The 20,215-nt window shown below is 52.2% G+C and carries 17 protein-coding genes; 11 read left to right on the top strand and 6 right to left on the bottom strand.

Annotation, left to right across the window (positions count from 1 at the left end; translation table 11 throughout):
- The 4 genes from MKJ04_RS03815 to MKJ04_RS03800 all read left to right on the top strand — a co-directional run bounded on the left by MKJ04_RS03815 (position 1) and on the right by MKJ04_RS03800 (position 4,123).
- Positions 1–1,368, top strand: a complete 1,368-nt coding sequence (locus MKJ04_RS03815) for a peptidylprolyl isomerase (RefSeq protein WP_241639543.1) — start codon at positions 1–3, stop codon at positions 1,366–1,368.
- 6 nt (positions 1,369–1,374) lie between these two features.
- Entirely contained in the window at positions 1,375–2,340 is a 966-nt protein-coding gene (locus tag MKJ04_RS03810; RefSeq protein ID WP_241639542.1) for an AAA family ATPase, read from the top strand.
- A gap of 161 nt (positions 2,341–2,501) precedes the next feature.
- Positions 2,502–2,930 carry a hypothetical protein gene (locus MKJ04_RS03805; protein ID WP_241639541.1) on the top strand — a complete coding sequence of 143 codons (429 nt, stop codon included), beginning with the start codon at positions 2,502–2,504 and terminating at the stop codon, positions 2,928–2,930.
- Between the two features lie 563 nt (positions 2,931–3,493).
- Positions 3,494–4,123 (top strand): GNAT family N-acetyltransferase, encoded by a 630-nt coding sequence (locus MKJ04_RS03800; RefSeq protein ID WP_241639540.1) that lies wholly within the window; start codon positions 3,494–3,496, stop codon positions 4,121–4,123.
- Between the two features lie 52 nt (positions 4,124–4,175).
- Here MKJ04_RS03800 and MKJ04_RS03795 read toward each other — a convergent pair whose 3' ends face one another.
- Positions 4,176–5,327, bottom strand: a complete 1,152-nt coding sequence (locus MKJ04_RS03795; RefSeq protein ID WP_241639539.1) for a hypothetical protein — start codon at positions 5,325–5,327, stop codon at positions 4,176–4,178.
- Between the two features lie 185 nt (positions 5,328–5,512).
- Positions 5,513–7,447: a sulfatase gene (locus MKJ04_RS03790; protein ID WP_241639537.1), complete on the bottom strand. Its 1,935-nt coding sequence runs from the start codon at positions 7,445–7,447 to the stop codon at positions 5,513–5,515.
- 642 nt (positions 7,448–8,089) lie between these two features.
- Between MKJ04_RS03790 and recA the strand changes: the two genes are divergently transcribed.
- From recA to MKJ04_RS03770, 4 genes are all read left to right on the top strand, one after another.
- The gene (recA, locus tag MKJ04_RS03785; RefSeq protein ID WP_241639535.1) at positions 8,090–9,145 is read left to right on the top strand and encodes a recombinase RecA; all 1,056 of its coding nucleotides are present in this window, start codon (positions 8,090–8,092) and stop codon (positions 9,143–9,145) included.
- Positions 9,146–9,484: 339 nt separating this feature from the next.
- Positions 9,485–10,297 carry a DUF3108 domain-containing protein gene (locus MKJ04_RS03780; protein WP_241639534.1) on the top strand — a complete coding sequence of 271 codons (813 nt, stop codon included), beginning with the start codon at positions 9,485–9,487 and terminating at the stop codon, positions 10,295–10,297.
- A 209-nt stretch (positions 10,298–10,506) separates the two neighbouring features.
- Positions 10,507–11,196 (top strand): response regulator transcription factor, encoded by a 690-nt coding sequence (locus MKJ04_RS03775; RefSeq protein WP_317246698.1) that lies wholly within the window; start codon positions 10,507–10,509, stop codon positions 11,194–11,196.
- Between the two features lie 116 nt (positions 11,197–11,312).
- The gene (locus tag MKJ04_RS03770) at positions 11,313–12,353 is read left to right on the top strand and encodes a sensor histidine kinase (protein ID WP_241639533.1); all 1,041 of its coding nucleotides are present in this window, start codon (positions 11,313–11,315) and stop codon (positions 12,351–12,353) included.
- Between the two features lie 203 nt (positions 12,354–12,556).
- Here MKJ04_RS03770 and MKJ04_RS03765 read toward each other — a convergent pair whose 3' ends face one another.
- Genes MKJ04_RS03765 through MKJ04_RS03755 form a run of 3 tightly spaced genes read right to left on the bottom strand, consistent with a single transcriptional unit; the run spans position 12,557 to position 15,367 of the window.
- The gene (locus MKJ04_RS03765; protein ID WP_241639532.1) at positions 12,557–13,228 is read right to left on the bottom strand and encodes a LytR/AlgR family response regulator transcription factor; all 672 of its coding nucleotides are present in this window, start codon (positions 13,226–13,228) and stop codon (positions 12,557–12,559) included.
- 60 nt (positions 13,229–13,288) lie between these two features.
- Entirely contained in the window at positions 13,289–14,824 is a 1,536-nt protein-coding gene (locus MKJ04_RS03760; RefSeq protein WP_241639531.1) for a sensor histidine kinase, read from the bottom strand.
- A 15-nt stretch (positions 14,825–14,839) separates the two neighbouring features.
- Positions 14,840–15,367, bottom strand: a complete 528-nt coding sequence (locus tag MKJ04_RS03755) for a hypothetical protein (protein ID WP_241639530.1) — start codon at positions 15,365–15,367, stop codon at positions 14,840–14,842.
- Between the two features lie 268 nt (positions 15,368–15,635).
- On the opposite strand from MKJ04_RS03755, the gene MKJ04_RS03750 reads away from it, so the two are divergent.
- Positions 15,636–16,352 carry an RluA family pseudouridine synthase gene (locus tag MKJ04_RS03750; RefSeq protein ID WP_241639529.1) on the top strand — a complete coding sequence of 239 codons (717 nt, stop codon included), beginning with the start codon at positions 15,636–15,638 and terminating at the stop codon, positions 16,350–16,352.
- A gap of 215 nt (positions 16,353–16,567) precedes the next feature.
- Here MKJ04_RS03750 and MKJ04_RS03745 read toward each other — a convergent pair whose 3' ends face one another.
- A complete protein-coding gene (locus tag MKJ04_RS03745; RefSeq protein ID WP_241639527.1) occupies positions 16,568–17,548 on the bottom strand; it encodes an NAD(P)H-quinone oxidoreductase in 981 nt (326 codons plus the stop codon).
- Positions 17,549–17,735: 187 nt separating this feature from the next.
- Between MKJ04_RS03745 and MKJ04_RS03740 the strand changes: the two genes are divergently transcribed.
- Complete coding sequence (locus tag MKJ04_RS03740) at positions 17,736–18,101, top strand: BlaI/MecI/CopY family transcriptional regulator (RefSeq protein ID WP_241639526.1); 366 nt, start codon at positions 17,736–17,738, stop codon at positions 18,099–18,101.
- A gap of 1 nt (position 18,102) precedes the next feature.
- On the top strand, positions 18,103–19,557 hold the full coding sequence (locus tag MKJ04_RS03735) for a M56 family metallopeptidase (RefSeq protein ID WP_241639525.1): 1,455 nt from the start codon (positions 18,103–18,105) through the stop codon (positions 19,555–19,557).
- The last annotated feature ends 658 nt before the right edge of the window (positions 19,558–20,215 follow it).

The raw sequence follows: 20,215 nt of genomic DNA, 5'->3' as shown, positions 1-20,215 counted from the left end.
TTGAAAAACCCATTATATTTTGCCAAAGTAGCCTTTGTGGCCATCTGTCTGATGGTATTCTCCTCTGCCTTGCATGCCCAGGCCCCTGTGCAGCGCAAAGTGGACGGCATCATCGCAAAGGTGGATAATTACATCGTTTTACGCTCTGATGTAGAGTTCGGCTACCTGCAATACCTGCAGCAGTCGAAGCAGCAGCCTAACGAAGAGTTGAAGTGCGACATCTTCCGGTCGTTGCTGCAGGACAAGCTGTTGCTGGCCCGCGCCGAGATTGACTCTGTGGTGGTGGATGAGCCCATGGTGGCCGACCAGCTGAACCGCCGCATCCAGTACCTGGCTGGCCAGGTGGGCGGTGTGGAGCGCCTGGAGCAGTACTACAACAAGAGCATCAACCAACTGAAGGAGGAGCTGCGACGCACCGTGCGCGAGCAGATGGTGATGGAGAAGATGCAACAGGAGATCTCAGGGAAAGTAGTCGTGACCCCGAAGGAGATCAGAAAGTACTTTAACAGTATCCCGACAGACAGCCTCCCCTATTTTTCGAGCGAGGTGGAGCTTGGCCAGATCGTGAAGTTTGCGGCTGTGAGCAAGACGCAAAAGCAGGCAGCCCGCGAACAGCTGGAGGCCCTGCGGGCGCGCATTGTGGCAGGCGAGGATTTTCAAACGCTAGCCAAGCAGTTCTCCCAGGACCCAGGGTCTGCGCAAGCGGGAGGAGAACTGGGGTTCTTCAAGAAGAAAGAGCTGGTGCCCGAGTATGAGGCAGCCGCACTGCGCCTGGAGCCAGGCGGGATGTCCAACGTGATCGAGTCGCAGTTCGGGTTTCATCTTATTCAGCTGATCGAGCGCCGCGGGCAGGAGTTCAACACGCGTCATATCCTTATCAAGCCCGCCACTGCCACCGTGGATGTGCAGGAGGCAGCCACGGAGTTGGACAGCATCCGGACACTGATCCTGAACGACAGCCTCACGTTTGCCAAGGCCGCTAAAGACTTCTCGGACGACAAGACAACCAAAGACAACGGCGGCATGATGCGTAACGGCTCCTCTGGCGGCACCTATATCTCCATGGACCAGGTAGACCCCTCCATCTTCTTCGTGATCGACACCATGACTGTGGGCGATATCTCCCGGCCAATCCCGTTCACGACCGAGGATGGCAAGCAGGCCATGCGCATCATTTACCTCAAGGGGAAATCCAAGCCGCACCTGGCCAACCTGAAGGACGATTACCAGCGCATTTCCACAGCGGCACTGTCTGAGAAACGCGGCAAGGCCGTTGACGAGTGGTTCCGCAAGAACATCGGCACAGTGTTTATCGAAATCGACCCGGAGTACCAGGACTGCGGCGGCCTTCAGCAATTAATGCAATAAGCGAACATGAAGCAGTATACCTCCGACAAAGAAGCGGCCGACGCGCTCTACCACGTCTACCAGGAACTCACCTCCGAAATCTCTAAAGTGATAGTGGGCCAGGAGGAAGTGGTAAGGCTGGTGCTTACGGCTGTTTTCTGTCAGGGGCACTGCCTGCTGGTGGGTGTGCCGGGGCTTGCCAAAACGCTCCTGATCCAGACCATTGCCTCCTCCCTCGACATGAGCTTCAACCGCGTGCAGTTTACGCCCGACCTTATGCCCTCCGACATTGTGGGTGCCGAGACGCTGGACAAAGACCGCAACTTCAAGTTCGTGACCGGGCCGGTGTTTGCCAACATTGTGCTGGCCGACGAGATTAACCGGACGCCGCCCAAAACGCAGGCGGCCCTGCTCGAGGCCATGCAGGAACACGCCGTGACGGTGGCCGGTCGCCGCTACGAATTGCCGAAGCCCTTCTTTGTGCTGGCCACCCAGAACCCAATCGAGCAGGAAGGCACCTATCCCCTGCCTGAGGCGCAGCTCGACCGCTTTATGTTCAACATCACCCTGGGCTACCCGAGCTATGCCTCCGAGCTCCAGATCGTGAAGAACACAACGGGCGCTGTGGTGAACACGCTCAACAAGATCCTGCATGCCGACGACATCCTTGCCTTCCAGCAACTGGTGCGCCGCGTGCCTGTGGTGGACAATGTGGTGGAGTATGCCGTGAAACTGGTGCACACCACCCGCCCGGACATGCCTATGGCCTCGCCGCAGGCAAACCAGTACCTGGAGTGGGGCGCGGGCCCAAGAGCCTCGCAGCACCTGATTGTGGGTGCCAAGTGCAACGCCATCCTCAACGGCAAGTATAGCCCTGACATTGAGGACGTACAGGCCGTCGCCCTCCCGATTCTGCGCCATCGCATCGTGCGCAACTTCAAAGCCGAGGCAGAGGGCATCACCGTAGAGCAGATAATCAACGAGCTGCTTTAATTGTTGGTTATTGATGGCTGATTGCTTAAAGGGTTATTCATAGTGCTTTAAGCCTTCAACAATTACCAATCAGCCATCAACCATTCTATCCCAGCGATTGCATGTACACTAAATTGGTGTATTTTTGCAGCTTAACCTTTACTCACCTTACCCTTTTATATATGGAAGCGGCTGCCCTATTCTTTCGCTTTAAAGAAAATCTGGCCACAGTTGTCGGTGCCTTCAACAGCAAGCTGGAAATTGGCACGATGCCCTACAGCACATCGGTGCCACTGGAGATTAACCTGCTGGCTGATCTGCTGCACCTGTATGGACACGCGTTCAGTTCGGATGTGATCGGGACGAAGCGCGCGGAGGATTTCCAGCAGTGGTACCTGCAGCACGAGGCGAAAGTGAACGAGACGATGCACCGCATTCTCGAAGACAAGAAAGCCTATATCAAAACGGCGACGGGGGTGGTGCTGCAGAAGGAGATGCTCTACCGCCGCCTGGAGTTTTTCAAGGAGACTGCCCATACCCTGGCGGTGATGATGGCCCAGCAACAACTGCACAGCCCAAAGCATTTCAGCTATCCTTACCTGAACGCTTAACTGGCCACGCACAGTGCTTATCCGGTAAAAAGACGATAACCTTACCTCTCAGAGGTATAAAAGCCAGCGCCCCATCCAGTAGCGCTGGCTTTTAATTTATACCATGATCGAATGCGTTATGCGTACTGGAGTATTCTTATACAGCATTTATCCTCAAACTGCCATACCCCATACCTAGCCCCCTCTTCAGTTGCTATCCAAAATTCACCAATAGCTTTGCTAAACACTGGCGCAAGCGTCCGCTTGTGCCGTTCTTGTGACTGGTTATACTTTGTGAGGCACAAGCGGACGCTTGCGTCATAGAGAGTACTTATCTCATCGAGAGTACTTATCTATGGATAGTGGTATAATTCCGGGTTCACATTAAAATAACTCCTTCACGCGTGCCCCCTCTTGTGTTCCTTTCAGCCTTCGAGATGGCTGGCAACGCATCGGGTCATTAACCACGGGCTGCAGTGCACTGGCCATACTGGCAAAGCCTGCGCGCCCGTTTTCCCGTGGTTCCCGTATGCAATATTAGAGATACTCTATAATATACCCTTCACCTTTTAAAGCCACAGCACATGAGTTATCTATACAACATTTTACCCGATGCCAGCGAAGAACAACTTGACACAAAGCACCTTATTCTTCGGCCGTATGAGGAAGGCGATGCGCGTGACTTCATGCGCCTCCTGCAGGAAAACACCGCATACCTGAATCCAGCGTTTGCCGGGTGGCTGGCCCGCGTACAGGTACTTGAGGATGCCCGGACGCAGTTGCGTCAGTTGCGCACAGAATGGGACAGCCGCCGCACGTTCGACTTTGGCGTGTGGCAGAAAGGCGAGAACTCATACATCGGCAACATCGCATTGAAAAACCTGGAGCGCGCTGTCCCGAAGGCGGAGGTGGCCCTGTACTTCACGGAGTGGCCCAGCAGCAGAAACCTGGCACTGGAGGCTTTGCAGGCAGTGCTGCAGTTTGCCTTTGGCTCACTCGGGATGAACAAGGTATACATGCGTTGCACCAACTCGAACCACAGTTACGGGGAACTGGCCCTTGAAAGCGGTTTCCGGCAAGAGGGCGTGCTGCGAAATGACTACCGCGGAGCCGATTCGGAAGAGCTCCTCGACCTGAGCTACTACGGTATTACCCGCAACGACTTTGAGCAACTGAGTTCGCAAAAACAGGCAAACTCCGAGGCGCTAACGTAACCCGCGTCCCGGGTACCTGCTAAATTGGGAAGGAGTTGCCTGCCCTTTCTGCTCACTTTTTGGGCTTTGCCACGAAGAACTCTGTGTCAAGGGTGAGGTAAAAGCCGCTGGAAAACTCCAGCTTCGGGTTATCCAGGTCCATGACCGGCTCCAGGCGCATGGTCAGGTTGAGGTGGTCTATGATCTCGATGTCCTTCATCAGGCGCAGGAGCAGCAGGCGCCGCTCTTCCTGCAGATAGTCCGGGTATTTGTAGGTGGTGGATGCCGACTGGTATAGTTTTCCGCCCAGCTCCGCCAGGTAGCCCTTGCCCTGCCAGTAACTCAGCATCATGTTCAAATGCTTTGTGTCTGCTCCGGCGTTCAGGTAGATGCCGTGCCCTTTCCGGTAAGGCAACTGATAATCATTTGAGAAATCCCGGAAGCCGACCAGATAGTTTTGGGTGTATAGCCGGTGCAGTACTTTCCGGGCATATACCTTTTCCAGCTCAATTCCGATAGCTGTGTTGGCCAGGGTGGTAAGCGGCAGGTCTGAGGCGTCTATCTGGCCGCCCTTGTGCTGCGCTGTAAACTGCAGGGGCAACGTCAGGCGCAGGCTGTCGGCGGCGTTTTTCCGGCCAGGGCGCTCCATCAGCTGCAGGCGCAGCGCCGCGCCGCCGTTTATTCGCTCCTGATCATCCTCCCCCCTATAGAGCATATTGTTCCAGTCTACCCACGTGTCGAGCACCACGGTATGCGTATGGAGCTTGTACTGCAGGCCGTTCTCCAGGCGGTTGGTAATCACGCGCTCAAAATCGTAGAGCGGCTCTATGTAGCCGTGGTTCAGGCTTCCCTCCAGCGTCCCGAACAGCAGGGCCCAGGTGTCGCGTTGCAGCTTCACGGTGAAAGTGGGCGCTATATCCTGATACCCGGAGCTGCCGAAGTCCTTCCACAGGAAAACGCCCGCCTCCAGGCGCACCGACGCTGCAGGATAGTAAATTAGTTTGGGGTTGAGTTGATAGCCAAAGAGGGTATAGCCATCCGCGATTTTGTTGAAGTACTCGTTGTTCCTGAAGAAACCGAAGGAGTAGAGTCCGAATTTCAGTTTCCCGGCATCCTCAGCTTCTAGAGCTGTTTTTAGCAGTAAGGCATCATTATTTGTCTGAGCTAGTGCAGCCAGGCTGTTGGCCAGCAAAACACTACCAAGTAAAAGCTTGTAAAAGCGCATAAAAGCATATTCATTGTTCAGAAGAAGGCATCCGGTGCGGTATAACCACGGCTCAACTTACTAAATAATTCCGGTATGCCTACGCAGGGTCAGGGCTGTTGACAGCAATCTTGCTTTCCCATTATGCAAGCGAAGGTATGCGGCGCGGCAGGGAGACAGTACACGACGCGCTTTCGCCATCCAAGCTATCTTAATGCGGTGGTGTTTTCAGTATTAGAAATTGCCTTGCCCAACAATGCCCGGTTATACCCCACCCAATATCCCAGGCGATCATGGCTTTCGTTTACAAGCGCGGGTATTTTGCTGGCTATATCTGTTTCCTCTCGCGGGTCTTTTTTCAGGTCAAAAACCGAGGTTTTGTTGTTCCCGGCATTAAAAATCACTTTATAGTCGCCACTCCGATACCCATACAAATATCCTGACCAGGTAGAGAAAAAATAGGTAGTGTTATCCCTGGAGCTGTCGAAGAGACTCGTCCCGATCCATTCTGTAGGGCTCGGCTCGTGAAGCAGGTCCATAACCGTGACCGGCAAATCCACGAGCCCTCCTACTGCCTGCTTTTGTTGCCCGCAAAATAGCAGCGGGTTGATGAATATCAGTGGTATCCGTATATTCTCCTCGTATATACTAGATCCGTGCCCATACTGGCCGTGCCTGCCGAAAGCTTCCCCGTGGTCTCCTAACACCACCACAACCGTAGACTCTGCCAATCCCTTTTGCTTTAAACCGTCCAGGAGGTTTCCTAAAACAGCATCGCTGTAGTGTAACGCATTGAGGTACCGGTTAAAATCCTCATTCCCGGACACATATGTTTTTTCATTGCCCGACACAAAATACGGCCAGTGTGTTTGCATTGTCCAGAGAACGGCGAAAAACGGGTCCTGTCCTTCCTCCTCGTCCACCCAGTTTAAGAACCCATCTACCATACAGGCTTCGTCTTTACCTGTTTCAGCGCCTTCTGAATCCGACTTGAATGTTGTGGCGCAGGGAGTGTTCTTATGGTCTACTACCACGTCAAATCCACGGTGAGCCAAATACCGGTCAACGTTCATGTATGACAAGTCTGAAAACCCGTAAAATGCGGTTCTGTACTGCTTCTCCTTTAACTCTGAGCTTAGAGTAGGCCAACGGAGATCCGGGTGCTCGTTTACTACGTTCTGAATAGAGATGGCAGGGTATGCCGAGCCTAACATGGAAAAAATAGAATTGACAGACGCTGGCGAGTGAGCGTAACAATCACTGATCACCAACGACTCCGCGAAATGCTTTTTAAGCACAGGCGTAACATTGTAGGTGTCCTGATAGCCAGCCACATATTCTGCAGGCACAGACTCCATCACAAACAGGATGACATTCTTCACTTTAGGGTGAAACGGGGCTTCTGAAGGCTTTCCTATTGCACCTTTATTTTGAATAGGCCGATACGCACGCAGCGAATCCACAGGAAAGTCCCGGGTCATAAAATGTTCCTCCATGTTAGCCCCAAACGACGCGGCAAAAGCAACTACCGGATTTGCCACTTTGCCGTAATCATCGAATCGCTCCTGCTTTAGCTCCTCGATGTACAGGTTTGCGTGGAGCATGTAGTAGCCAAGTCCTGCAGCTACAGCAGTTGCCATAGTAGCGGTTACAAACCCCGTTAACTTGATTTTCCTGGCAAGGGCATATAGCAGCTCCCCTGCCCCTACAGCCAAGGCACACAGCAACAGGATTTTCAACAGGATACCCCATGATATGCCTTCTGCAATGGAATCAACGATAAACTGACTGTCGTTTAGGTTGCTGTTGTATAGGAGTTGGTAGTTGACGGGAGTGTTCAGGATTTTCACAGCCTCAATATTGATGAGAGACCAGACAAGTGCTAGCAGCAGCAGAGAGGCATATACCCCATACGCTGCCTTTTGAATGGCAGCCTTTTTACCGAACAAAAGGCTGATCACCACAAACAAAGCCCATATGCCGAGAATGAGCAGCAAATCCTCATAAGCGATAAAAACAGCTTCCTTTATCGTGCGTTTACTCTGCAGTACAGTGCTGTAAGCCAGTCCATACGTTAGAGTCCGGACATACAACAAGACAAGCATAAAACTTATAGCAAGGCAGCTAATTCTTTTCATCATATTGTAGGGTATGCTGAGTTATCATCTGGCTCATTGCATGAGTTAAACTTATACGAATAAAAAAATAAAAATATGTATAATTTAAATACAGAAAGTCATAAATGCATTAGCATTTGCAAATTGCCGGCGCTGTAAGTCAGCCCAAGTGCCACTGCCCAAGGCTGCCAGTTGACAAACCACAACATAATAGAGAGGGAGTTTTACAGAGAAGCAAGGAGTAAATTTACAGAAAAGCTGCAGCGAGACGTATAGTATATTTCCCCCTCAAACAGCATCTCCATTCTTCTGAATCATACCCCGGCCACTCCCCTACAGGCTGCTTTGCTTCCCAAAACCAAGCGAGGCACTTAAAATCCCAACATGATTAGTATTCTGTATCTAGACTGGTATTTCTTATAAGGAGCAGCAGTTTTTGCGTGTGCTTGCGCAAACCAACTCTATATCAATAAAAAACAAGATAGGAATAGGCTGTACCGGACAATAAAAAAGCGCATAGAACGGCACAAAAACAGCACAGCCTTTGTTAAGATCAGACAGCAGCAACCAACTAAAATAATTAGCAAAATTCCCGCCCGCTTAGTTGCAAGTTGCCTCCGAAAGTAGTAATTTCACCTTCAATATAAAGCTAAATAAACTAAACACATGAGTGTAAGCAACGAAAAACTTAAGGCGTTACAGCTGACCATGGATAAGCTTGACAAGACATACGGCAAAGGAACCGTTATGCGTTTGAGCGACAACAAGGTAGAAGACGTGCCTGCTATATCCACTGGCTCGCTTGGGCTTGATATTGCTTTGGGTATCGGCGGTTTGCCACGTGGCCGTGTTGTGGAGATTTACGGGCCGGAATCATCCGGTAAAACCACACTTACCATGCACTGCATTGCCGAAGCACAGAAGAAAGGTGGCCTGGCTGCCTTTATTGATGCGGAGCACGCATTCGACAAGGCATACGCCCAGAAGCTTGGCATTGACATAGAAAACTTATTGATTTCCCAGCCGGACAACGGTGAGCAGGCCCTCGAGATCGCCGATCACCTGATCCGCTCGGGCGCTATAGATATTATCGTGATTGACTCGGTGGCCGCGCTCGTGCCGAAAGGCGAACTGGAAGGCGACATGGGCGACAGCAAGATGGGCCTTCAGGCGCGTCTGATGTCGCAGGCGTTGCGTAAGCTGACCGGCACGATCAACAAAACCGGCTGTACCTGTATCTTCATCAACCAGCTGCGCGAGAAGATCGGGGTGATGTTCGGTAACCCGGAAACCACCACGGGCGGTAACGCCCTCAAATTCTATGCCTCTGTACGCCTGGATATCCGCCGCATCGGCCAGATCAAGGAGAGCGCCGACAACATTACCGGTAACCGCACCCGCGTAAAAGTAGTGAAGAACAAAATGGCCCCTCCGTTTAAGGTGGTGGAGTTTGACATCATGTATGGCGAGGGCATCTCTAAAGTAGGCGAGATACTGGACCTGGGCGTGGACATGAACATCGTGCAGAAATCCGGTTCATGGTTCTCTTACGACGGAAATAAGCTGGGCCAGGGCCGCGACGGCGTAAAGCAGATCCTGCTGGACAACCCAGAGCTGATGGAGGAGATCGAAGACAAAATCAGAGCCATCGTGAAAGGCGAGCCCGAAAAGGCCGCTGCCGCACTGGACGATGCTGCCATTGCCTCCACAGAAGCTGAGTGAACACTGTTTTCGAACCTGAAATAGCAAAAAGGGCGTTGTACTAAACAACGCCCTTTTCTTTTTTGAATTGATTTGTACCTAATGTATGTTTAACTTAAGCGGAAGTTTAAATTTCGTTTTTAGGCGCGAAAATTCTTCAGGAAGGGCTCTGGCGAAGCGTATTTTGAGCCATATAGCAACCCTATGGAGTGACAGCAATACGCTTCAGGTTCCTGCTGGACGGTTTGCAGCCCAAAAGATGAATTTTAAACTTGCTCTAACTTAAGCCAGCCACAGATATTGGTATAAAACTTGAATAGGGTTAATCTCATAACTCACCAATTCGCAACAGAACGCACCATGAAGAAGTTTTTCCCCGGACTCCTTATTCTTACCCTCATACTGGCGGGCTTTGCCGCAAAAGACAGAATGCGCAGTGTCCCCAACGAGAGCTTCTCCTCAGGCGAGGTGCTGAAATACAAGGTACACTACGGCGTCATCACGGCGGCAGAGGCGGTGATCGATGTGGCCCCTACCCTGCACCGCGTCAACAACAGGCCCTGCTACCGCGCCACCGTCACGGGTAAAACCAACAGCTCCTTCGACCTCTTTATCAGAATCCGCGACACCTGGCAGTCATACATAGACACCGCAGCCATTGTGCCGCAGCGCTCTTACCGCAACATCGAGGAGGGCAACTACCGCAAACGCGAAACCGTGGATTTCAACCACTTTGCCAATACCGCCTTCGTTGAGAAAAAGAAAAAAAATAAGGCCAAGGAAACGGAAGACTATAAAGTGCCCGACAACGTGCAGGACATCGTGAGCGGCTTTTACTATCTCCGCACCCTCGACTACGACAGAATGCGGATAGGCGACAAGATAAACATGCAGGGCTTTTTTGATGAGGAGAACTTCAGCATGCAGGTAACTTACAAGGGGCGCGAGGTGGTAAGTACCAAGGCAGGCGACATCCGGGCCATCAAGCTGGTGCCCAGGATGCCGGACAACAAAATGTTTAAGGGCGAGAATGCGATTACGGTATACCTCTCCGACGACAAGAACAAAATCCCGGTGCTGATTCAGGCGGAGATGGTGGTGGGAGCCGTGAAGGTAAACCTCTACGAATACAAGAACCTGAAGCATCGGTCTGAGATACTTGCCCAGAACTGAAGACGCCGGCTCCATGCCGGCGTCTTCAGTTCTGGGCCTTCCCATTGTTAACAAAATATTATGATTTGATGAAGCGGTGCTGAATTGCGGGCAGGAATGATATATTTACGTCGAAAGCAGGACCAGGCAACCAGCGGAAAGCTGTCTCGAGGGCGTTTCTATACCGGTTGCCGGCAAGCCTTTCAACTCACCGCTAATTCTAGTGTATCGTGCAAACAGCAACCAATTACAAGGTATTAGTAGTAGACGATGACCGCGACATTGTAGAAATGCTGCAGTATAACCTGACGCGCGAAGGGTATGACGTGTCGGAAGCAGAGAACGGCAAGCAGGCCGTGGCCGTGGCGCAATCCGTGAAACCGGACATTATCCTGATGGACGTGATGATGCCGGTACTGGACGGGATTGCCGCCTGCAGGCAACTGCGTGAGCTGGAAGAGTTTCGCAACACACACATCATCTTCCTGACGGCACGCTCCGAGGAGTTCTCGGAGGTGGCCGCCTTTGAGGCCGGGGCCGACGACTTCATCACCAAGCCCATAAAGCCCCGCGCGCTGCTTAGCCGGCTGGCAGCCTATACCCGCCGCGATGCGCTGCAGGAAGAGGAGAACCAGGTGATCGAGATCGGCGACCTGCGCATAGACCGCACCAGCTTTGCCGTGTATAAAGGCGACGCCAAAATCACGCTGCCGAAGAAAGAGTTTGAGCTGCTGTCGTTTCTGGCGGCCACGCCCAACAAGGTATACACCCGCGAGGAGCTCCTCAACAACGTATGGGGCAACGATGTGTATGTGATTGCCCGCACCGTGGACGTGCATGTGCGCAAAGTGCGGGAGAAAATCGGCGAGGAGAATATCAAGACCATTAAAGGCGTTGGCTATAAGTTCAACAACGACTAGTACTCGACCAATTTAATTACCAGAAATAGCGTTTGTTTATATAGGAATAAAAACTGCTTTTGTGCCTCATTTCTAATTCTTAATTTCTAATTCTTAATTTGGCGAAGCACTAGTACATGAATTTCAACTCGCGCACACTTGCGTTTTTTATCTCACTGGCGGTGGCTTTGGTGCTCACCGCCTTTCTTGCTTTAGCCACTTACTTCTCGTCGCAGGGCCTGCTTGTGGCGCTGGTGCTCGTGTTTATCAGCTGCTTTATACTGGTGCACTTCTCGTATGAGGCGCTGGTGTTCCGGGAGGTGAAGAACGTGTACTCGAGCCTGGAGAAACTCAAGCGCCAGGATTTCGACAAAGTGGAGAGCAAGTCCAGCTTCACGGCCGACCCGCTCCGGAAGATAAAGGAAGACATCTACCTGATTGCCGAGAAGAAGCAGCAGGAGATAGACGAGCTGAAGCAGTTGCAGCACATGCGCCGCGAGTTTCTGGCCGACGTGTCGCATGAGTTGAAGACGCCGATATTTGCGGCACAGGGCTTTATCCATACCCTGCTGGACGGTGCCATGGACGACCCGAACGTGCGCGACAAGTTTCTGCAGAAAGCCGCCAACAGCCTGGACAGCCTCGATGTGCTGGTGCAGGACCTGATCAGCATCTCGCAGTTTGAGAAAGGCGTCGTGAAGATGCAGAAACGCAACTTCGACGCGGTGCAGCTTGTGCACCATGTTTTCGAACAGCTGGAGCAAAAGGCGGAGCAGCACCAGGTCGCGCTCCATCTGGAAATTGCCCCGGAAGAGCAAATCATGCTGTTTGCAGACCAGAACCGCATTCGGCAGGTCTTCATCAACCTCCTCGACAATGCCATCAAGTACGGGCACAAAGGCGGCAACATCTGGGTATACTTTAAAGAAGGCCGCCGCAAGTATACCATCACCGTGCAAGACGACGGGGAGGGCATTGCCCAGGAACACATCAACCGCATCTTCGAGCGCTTTTACCGCATCGACAAAAGCCGCTCCCGCGACACTTCCAGCACCGGCCTCGGCCTCGCTATCTGCAAGCACATTGTGGAGGCGCACAAGTCGTTTATCGCCGTAAAGAGCGAAATCGGCAAAGGCACCACCATCCGCTTCAAGTTGCAGAAGGCGAAGAAAGACTGATGCTTTTATTGTAGATTGTGGGTTGTTGATAATCATATCATAACCGCTCTTTCGGACTTCTCAGTCCGAAAGCCACCTGCCGGGGATTTCCTAATCCCCGTGGTCCTGCTAACGCGGATTAGGAAATCCGCTTCAGTAAAAGTTACGGATTAAGAAATCCGTAACAGCGGGTATCGGATAATGAAATCCTCTAACAGCGGGGACTATACCTGCAGCTGCTGCATATAAGAAGCCCCGACCGGCACCTCATACCCCTGGACGCAGACCTGGTGGCGCTCTATCTTGTCGATCCTGTCTTTGGCCACGATGTAGGAACGGTGCACGCGGGTAAACTTTTCTGCCGGCAGCAGCTCACTCGCCTCGCTTATCGTCATGCGCGTCAGCAGCTTCTTGTCGCGCAGCACAAAGGTTACGTAGTTGCCCGCGGCCTCCATATACAGTATTTCATCATACAGCACCTTTACCTGCTCATAGCCGGTCTTCAGAAAAAGGTAGTCTTTGGAAGTGTCTGCGCCGCTGCGCAGCTGGTAGAGCTCCTGCGCCTTGTTGCAGGCTTTCACGAACCGGGCCAGCGAGAACGGCTTCAGCAGGTAATCGACGGCATCCAGCTCGAAGCTGGTGACGGCGTGCTCGGAGTAGGCGGTGGTAAAGATCACGAGCGGCATTTTCTGCAGGCTGGTCACAAACTCCAGCCCGGTTATATCCGGCATTTTTATATCCAGAAAGAGCAGGTCGATGGGCTCCTGCTGCAGGTACTCCAGCGCTTTGAAAGCGTCCGTGAACGAGGCCACCAACTCCAGGTATGGGACTTTCGCCGCGAGGGAGCGCACCACTTCCAGCGCCATCGGTTCATCGTCTATCGCAATTGCCTTCATATAACTGTCTTTCTGTCATAAGATACTGTTTTTCGGAGAGAATCCCATTGGGGGGGCGGGCTACAGCTGCAGCGTCAGGTGCACGAAAAACTCCTCCAGCGTCTCCCGTATCACCAGCTCGTGCCTGTCGGGGTACAGCAGGGCCAGCCGCTGCCGCACGTTCTCCAGCCCCACCCCCGACTTGCCCTTCTCCGGGTCCTGCTCCTTTTTGGCGTGGGTGCTGTTATAGACATCAAAGTAGAGCTTGTCCTGCTCGTAGTGCAGCGTTACCCTGATCCAGGAGGGTTGCTTCAGGCTGATGCCATGCTTAAAGGCGTTCTCCACAAAGGGGATGAGCAGCATCGGCGCGATGAACTTCTCGTCCAGCACGTCCTCTAGCTTGGCCTGGATCACGATGTCGGGGGTGGTGGAGGTGCGCAGCGACTGCAGCGCGATGTAGTTGCGCATATATTCGCTCTCCCGCGAAAGCAGGATCTTCTGCTGGTGGTTTTCGTGCAGCATAAACCGCATCATATCGCCCAGCATCTGTATGCCCTGCGCCGTGCGCTCGCTGTTTTCCTGCAGGGCGGTGCCGTAAAGCGTGTTGAGGGTGTTAAACAGAAAGTGCGGGTTGATCTGTGACCGCAGGAAGTCGAGGTTCGCGTTAGACTGCCCCAACTCATGCCGCAGCATAAAAAGCTCTTCGTTGCCCTGCATCTGGCGCTTGAACAGCACCCACGACAGCGGCACCGTGATAAGCAGCTGGAACGCCATATTCATGAAGCTGATGCTTAGGCCCCCCTCAGCGTTGTGGATGAGCAGCATACCCAACAGCATCACGGGTAACACCGATACCAGCATCAATAGAAAGGAATTGAACATATAAGACCGGAAAGCATGCTTCTTGCCCAGAGCCTTCGGAATGAGAGAGTAAAAGGAGTAGCAGTAAAAGGCGATGGCAAACGGCACGAAAATCCCCCAGCTGACAACCACTGCGCCGTCCGCGTTTATCAGGAGCAACAAAAACATGCTGATCATCCAAAGCATAAAAGCGCCCAGCGCATCGCGGGTAATGATTCTGTACCTCGATTGGATCGCCTCTGAATTGGTCAGCAGGTACAGGCCGATATACTTCATGATGGTATAGAAGCCAAACATGAGCAGCAGCCAGAGGGCATAGTGGAAGCTGTCCTGGAAGATCGCGTTGTAGGTGGCCTGCTGGCTGCTGTACTCCTGAAACAGGTACGCCTTATGGTATGTGTCCACAATGCCGAAAACTAGCCCGATGGCGAGGAAGGACGCGACAATCAACAGGATACTCCGGAACAGCGCCTCCTTTCGGATGAGCCTCGGCACCACGGTGTAGTTCAGCAGCAAGAACACCAGGTACAGCACGGTATACCGGACAAGCTGCGGCAAAAAGTGATTCTCGTAGTAGTTAAACCGGATCAGGGCCTCATCAAACAACCCTCTGTTTGTATTTACCGCGTTTGCACTCAGGAAAAACACGGCGAAAACATAGATCGTGGTTGCTGCCCAAAACTCCACTTTATTTAGGAAGGTGGGTTTGATGATCAGGTCTTTCATGGTAGCGCTTTTGTAAAACAAGGATAACATATGGCTGTAGTTAAATCAATTAATGTATAGAAAGCAAGTAGGTATAGAAGCTGCAGGGGCCTGTCTGTATATAGCCGCGTCAGTTTTTTGGCGGGATAAAACGGGGTTCGCGCACCAGTTTTTCGCCTCGTTTATATATAAACCCTCCCTTACTTGCACTGTTACAGCCTCTGGACTGCGCGTGCCGGACCCACGCGGCAGCGGCCGCCTGCGCTGGCCGAAGTCTTCGCAGAACAAGCCCGCAACGCAGGCTACCGCTTCGTGCACCAGGCGGCTGACCAGGCTGTTGTAATCGAATTCCGCTCCGGGCCCGAGCAGGCCGGGCGGGTTTGCTGTCTTTTTTGGGACTGTAGCGTCGGGCGCTCCTTCCGTCTGCGTCAGGTTAACTGCCAGCACAGGCCGGGCACGGAAAAATAGCCGGGCTGCATCCGTGGGTATAGAGGCGGTTGGCGCGCAGCCGATCGCGATGATAAACGCGACGGAGAAAACGGCAGGGGTATATAGATCTGCGGGCAGCAGCCGCTTTAGTGTGCTATCTTTCATAGTTTTGGGCTCAAGGTATGAGTGGCTTCGATATATAGAACAAGAGTAGGCAACCTCACCGGCTTTGAAAACTAAATGTGATGAAGGCCGCAAAAGATGTGACGAAAAGGGCCCAGAGGCGGGAGTTGATCAGAAGATGTGCGTTGAAGGTATATAAAGCCTTACACAGGGAGGCGGCAGGCACACCCGACACAGACAAGTCAAATTTGCGTATCTTTGCAAAAAAATGGCTGCAACCAGTGGCTCTACCTGATTTTATAACCAACGCATGAAATACCCGGTTTTTGAAGACCTGATTATATTCGAGAATGAGGACTTTGTCGTGGTGAGCAAACCCCCATTCCTGTCGACGCTGGAGGACCGTACCCCCAACACCACAAACCTGCTTAAGCTTGCCCGGCAGTATTACCCCGACCTGCAGGCCTGCCACCGCCTCGACAAAGACACATCCGGCTGCCTGGCCTTCGCCAAAAACGCGGCGGCCTACCGCCACCTGGCCATGCAGTTTGAGGCGCGCCAGGTATATAAAGTATACCATGCCGTGGCCTGGGGCACCCACAAGTTTGAGGAGGAGCTGGTAAACCGCGCCATCGACCCGAGTGCAAAAGGCGTGGCCAGGCTGTCGCCGAAGGGCAAGCCCGCTGAGACCTACTTTAACACCCTGGAGAACTATGGCCGCCATACCCTTGTGGAGTGCCTTCCGGTTACGGGCCGCCTGCACCAGATCCGGGTGCACCTGGCCCACCTGAAAGCACCCATTGTGAACGACGAACTGTACGGGGGCGAAAAGCTATACCTCAGCAACCTGAAGCACAAGCGCGGCTACAACCTAAAGCAGCAGACAGAGGAGCTTCCGCTTATCAAGCGTTTCGCGCTGCACTCGTTTAACCTGGGCTTCAGGTTACTGAACGAGGAGCCCGTTAAAATCGAGGCTCCCTACCCGAAAGACTTCGCCGTACTCGTGAAACAGCTTCGGGCACATTAGCAGTAGAGATCCAAAATAGGTAGAGACGCAAAATTTTGCGTCTCTACGTGCTCATACATTGGTTAAATGGGAAATTAAACGAGCTCTTCATTTCTCCCTCAAATTTATACCTCGAAAGCAGACCTGAGACGGCATTTCACTCAGTAGCCAGAAATAGCTATACTGAGGTATAGCTTCGTCTAGCGTCTAAAATCTAATGTCTAGTGTCTAGTGTCTCAGCTAACCCTGAGCACGATTTTGCCGATGTTCTTGTTCTGCTCCATATACCAGTGGGCATCGGCTGCGTCCTGCCAATCATATATGGAATCTACCACCGGCTTGATTTGGCCGCTCTCGAAATGAGGTTTTGCAAAGGCCCACATCTCCTCCGTTAGCTTTGCCTGGTAGCCGCGTGTGCGGGAGCGCAGCGTGGAGCCCATCACGTGCAGGCGCTTCATCAGGAGCTTCCGAAGGTCAAAGTCTGAGACCTTGCCGCCGCCCAGGCTGGCGAGCATGACCAGGCGACCGTCGAGGCGCAGGCATTCGATGTTGGCCGCGAAGTAGGGCCCGCCGATAAAATCCACGATCACATCCACCCCTTCGCTATTGGTATGGGCCAGCACTTCATCCGCAAAGGCAACTTCCTTGTAATTGATGGCCCGGTGTGCCCCCAAGTCGAGGCAGGCCTGCAGTTTCCCTGCCGAGGCCGTGACGAGCACCTCGGCCTGCAGTGCCCGCGCCAACTGGATGCCCGCCGTGCCCACGCCACTCGCCCCGGCATGTATAAGCGCCCGCTCACCGGACTTTAGCTGCCCCAGCCACACGAGGGCCTGATACGCCGTCAGGAACACCTCAGGGATGGCGGCAGCCTCCTCCATGCTCAGGTTACCGGGCATAGGCAGCGCCATCGACTCGTGGAGAAGGGCATACTCGGCATACCCGCCGCCGGGCAACAGGCCAAATACGTGATCGCCTTTCTTAAACCGGGTACAATTTATACCTGCCTCCACCACTTCGCCGGCTATCTCCAACCCCAGCAGCGGGCTTGCGCCTTTCGGCGGCGGGTACTTGCCCTGACGTTGCAGCGTATCGGCGCGGTTGAGTGCGGTGGCATGCACTTTCACAAGCAGTTCTGTTGGGTTGGGCAGTGGCTTATCGTACGTGCCAAGTGCCAGTTGCTCGGGCCCGCCGGGCTTTTTTACAAGTATGGCTTTCATAGTTTTTAAGGTATAAGGTGCACTCATTTAGACGCCGCCCACGGCTGTAGGTTTCTTTCGCTACGCTAAATGCAAAGCAAGGCCTGCGTGCTCCTACCCTGTATCCGGAAAAAATAATCAAATAAATGCCTCATACCATTGACCTTGTTACGAAACTTTCGTAACTATACGAAAACATCGTAGAAGCATGGAAAAGCTAACACAACAGGAAGAAGAGGCCATGCAGGTGATATGGCAAGCCAATGGCGGCTTTATCAAGGATTTTCTCGAAAAACTGCCGGACCCCAGGCCACCTTATACCACCCTGGCATCCACGGTAAAGAACCTGGAGAAGAAAGGGTTCCTGAAAAGCGAGAAGCTGGGCAATACCTACCGGTATGCGCCGCTGATAAAAGCCGAGGATTACAAGAAACGGTTTATGAAAGGCTTTGTGGGCGATTATTTCAAGAGTTCCTACAAAGAGTTGGTGGCCTTCTTTGCGAAGGAGCAGCAGATCAGCGCTGAGGAGTTGAAAGAGATTATAGACATGATCGAGAACAAAAAATCAAAATGATATGCCTGCTCTGATTTTGTACCTGCTGAAAGCAAATGTAGCGCTCCTGCTGTTTTACCTGGCATACCATTTTGTGCTGCGGCGGCTCACCTTTTACCATCTCAACCGCCTTTTCCTGGTGTTTGGCATTCTTTTCTCCGCTACTTATCCCTTTGTGGATCTGTCTGCTGTGCTGCAGCAGAATGAAGAGCTAGGTAGCAAAATAGCCGTGATGGCACAAAGCTGGCAAGCGGTGGAAGTATCGCCCGCTACCGAATCAGGTTTTATGGTGGATGGTTGGTGGTTGATATCTCTGATCTTCTGGGCAGGCGTGGCGTGTATGCTTCTCCGGCTGGCCCTGCAGTTGCTGTCGTTGCGCGGCATCCATACCCGCTCCAGCTTGGGCAGGCATGCGGGTTTTACCTACAGGAACACACCGGAAAACATCAACCCTTTCTCCTTCTGGCAATCGATCTACCTGAACCCCGAACTGCACCGGCAGGAGGAGCTTTTGCCCATACTCCGGCACGAGCAGGTCCATGTAAAAGAGTGGCACACCCTGGATGTGCTGCTGGCGGAGGCAGGTTTGCTGCTCAATTGGTTTAACCCGGGCGTGTGGCTACTCAAAGACGCCATGAGGGAGAACCTGGAGTTTATAGCCGACAGGAAAGTGCTACAAACCGGCCTCGACGCAAAAACATACCAATACAGCCTCGTCCGGATCAGCAGCCTGGCCCCGGTTTCGGTCTTAGGCAACAATTTTAATTTTCTCACTATAAAAAAACGTATCGCCATGATGAACAAAAAACAGTCTTCCCTGCTGCATGTCGCCAGATATGCCGTGCTGGTTCCGCTTACTGCGGCACCGATGCTGCTCTTTACCGCCTGTAATGAAGAAGTCCCCGAGATAGCCGCGCCTGCCAGTATAGCGGAACAAGCCAGCACAGAAGCGAGTACGCCGGCAGCAGCAGCCCTTTATTACCTGGATGGGAAAGAATCGACAAAAGAAGCTGTCGATAAGGTAGCCCCTGAGGAAATACAAAGCGTGAATGTGATTAAAGGGGAAACGGCCCTCGAAGTTTTCGGAAAGGGGGCAGCCAGCGGCGTGATTGCGATAACCACCAAGAAGAACCAAAATGCGCCCGCAGTGCTCGAGTTCAATCAGAAGCTGCCTGTCCTCCCGCCTCCCCCGCCACCAGTATCAGACAATATAGTAGAATACGTTCCGGCCGCATCAGACCATGCCGCTGATTACAAATCCTTTCTGAAGCGGAACCCCGAAATAGACCAGGTTGGCTGGAAAATCAAGGATATGGACGATAGGTTCATCCAAATGATGGTAGTACACCTGAAATCCGGAGAAACGGAGATCTATGACTTAAGCCACGGTGGCAGCCGGGCGATGGCCCAGCAAAAGTATGGCGAATTACCGAACCTTCCCCCTCCGCCACCGCCCGTTCGCGTAAACAAGTTGTAAGCAACAGCAGCCATAATAGTGGGCCTGAAGCATCGTTGGTGTCGCTTCAGGCCCACGTGTTTTTATAGGCTGTGGCTGGTTTAAGAACCAACTTCTCCAGAGCCAGCAACGTGGTATAACTGAGGTACACATACTGGCTTTTGACCAACATCACCGGAATATCTAAGCAAGAGCAGAAAAAGAGAAGAGCAAGATAATTGTATAAAAACACCAAATAAATAATGTTACCTTTTGCCAAAATAATTGCAATTACAAATTTATACTATAAGTCCCTATCAAAGTCAATTGTACCATAGTCTACTTTTCATGCTAGAGTTTTAACATAATTACCATGTTACTTTATAGACACATTATTCCTTTTTTTGATTAAAATAAGAACCTACCTTCAATAGGTACATTATTCCTTTTACCATCCAGAGTACTATTACTAATTGGTTGATAGCAACAATTTATAACCTAACTACAGCATGCAGTTTCTAACCTAACTACAGCATGCAGTTTCATTTAAATATTTAACCATTCACAACTTAAACAATTATATTTAACTCAAGTTGTGTGGTAGGCTCTAAAGGTAAAAAGAGAAATGGTTGGCTAACAAGAAGCCAAGCACCTTTAGCAGAAACCCCTCTTTGGTGACAGCGTGAATCTTCTTTGGGAA

The organism is Pontibacter sp. E15-1, from assembly GCF_022601975.1.
GTDB lineage: Bacteria > Bacteroidota > Bacteroidia > Cytophagales > Hymenobacteraceae > Pontibacter.
This window is presented reverse-complemented; position numbering and strand designations above follow the sequence as displayed.

Bases quoted from the DNA above. Each gene is read 5' to 3' on its own strand.
- MKJ04_RS03760 (WP_241639531.1), bottom strand. From the start codon at position 14,824: ATGTTATCCTTGTTTTACAAAAGCGCTACCATGAAAGACCTGATCATC.
- MKJ04_RS03810 (WP_241639542.1), top strand. From the start codon at position 1,375: ATGAAGCAGTATACCTCCGACAAAGAAGCGGCCGACGCGCTCTACCAC.
- MKJ04_RS03770 (WP_241639533.1), top strand. From the start codon at position 11,313: ATGAATTTCAACTCGCGCACACTTGCGTTTTTTATCTCACTGGCGGTG.
- MKJ04_RS03745 (WP_241639527.1), bottom strand. From the start codon at position 17,548: ATGAAAGCCATACTTGTAAAAAAGCCCGGCGGGCCCGAGCAACTGGCA.
- MKJ04_RS03765 (WP_241639532.1), bottom strand. From the start codon at position 13,228: ATGAAGGCAATTGCGATAGACGATGAACCGATGGCGCTGGAAGTGGTG.
- MKJ04_RS03740 (WP_241639526.1), top strand. From the start codon at position 17,736: ATGGAAAAGCTAACACAACAGGAAGAAGAGGCCATGCAGGTGATATGG.
- MKJ04_RS03750 (WP_241639529.1), top strand. From the start codon at position 15,636: ATGAAATACCCGGTTTTTGAAGACCTGATTATATTCGAGAATGAGGAC.
- MKJ04_RS03755 (WP_241639530.1), bottom strand. From the start codon at position 15,367: ATGAAAGATAGCACACTAAAGCGGCTGCTGCCCGCAGATCTATATACC.
- MKJ04_RS03790 (WP_241639537.1), bottom strand. From the start codon at position 7,447: ATGATGAAAAGAATTAGCTGCCTTGCTATAAGTTTTATGCTTGTCTTG.
- MKJ04_RS03735 (WP_241639525.1), top strand. From the start codon at position 18,103: ATGCCTGCTCTGATTTTGTACCTGCTGAAAGCAAATGTAGCGCTCCTG.
- MKJ04_RS03780 (WP_241639534.1), top strand. From the start codon at position 9,485: ATGAAGAAGTTTTTCCCCGGACTCCTTATTCTTACCCTCATACTGGCG.
- MKJ04_RS03800 (WP_241639540.1), top strand. From the start codon at position 3,494: ATGAGTTATCTATACAACATTTTACCCGATGCCAGCGAAGAACAACTT.
- recA (WP_241639535.1), top strand. From the start codon at position 8,090: ATGAGTGTAAGCAACGAAAAACTTAAGGCGTTACAGCTGACCATGGAT.
- MKJ04_RS03805 (WP_241639541.1), top strand. From the start codon at position 2,502: ATGGAAGCGGCTGCCCTATTCTTTCGCTTTAAAGAAAATCTGGCCACA.
- MKJ04_RS03795 (WP_241639539.1), bottom strand. From the start codon at position 5,327: ATGCGCTTTTACAAGCTTTTACTTGGTAGTGTTTTGCTGGCCAACAGC.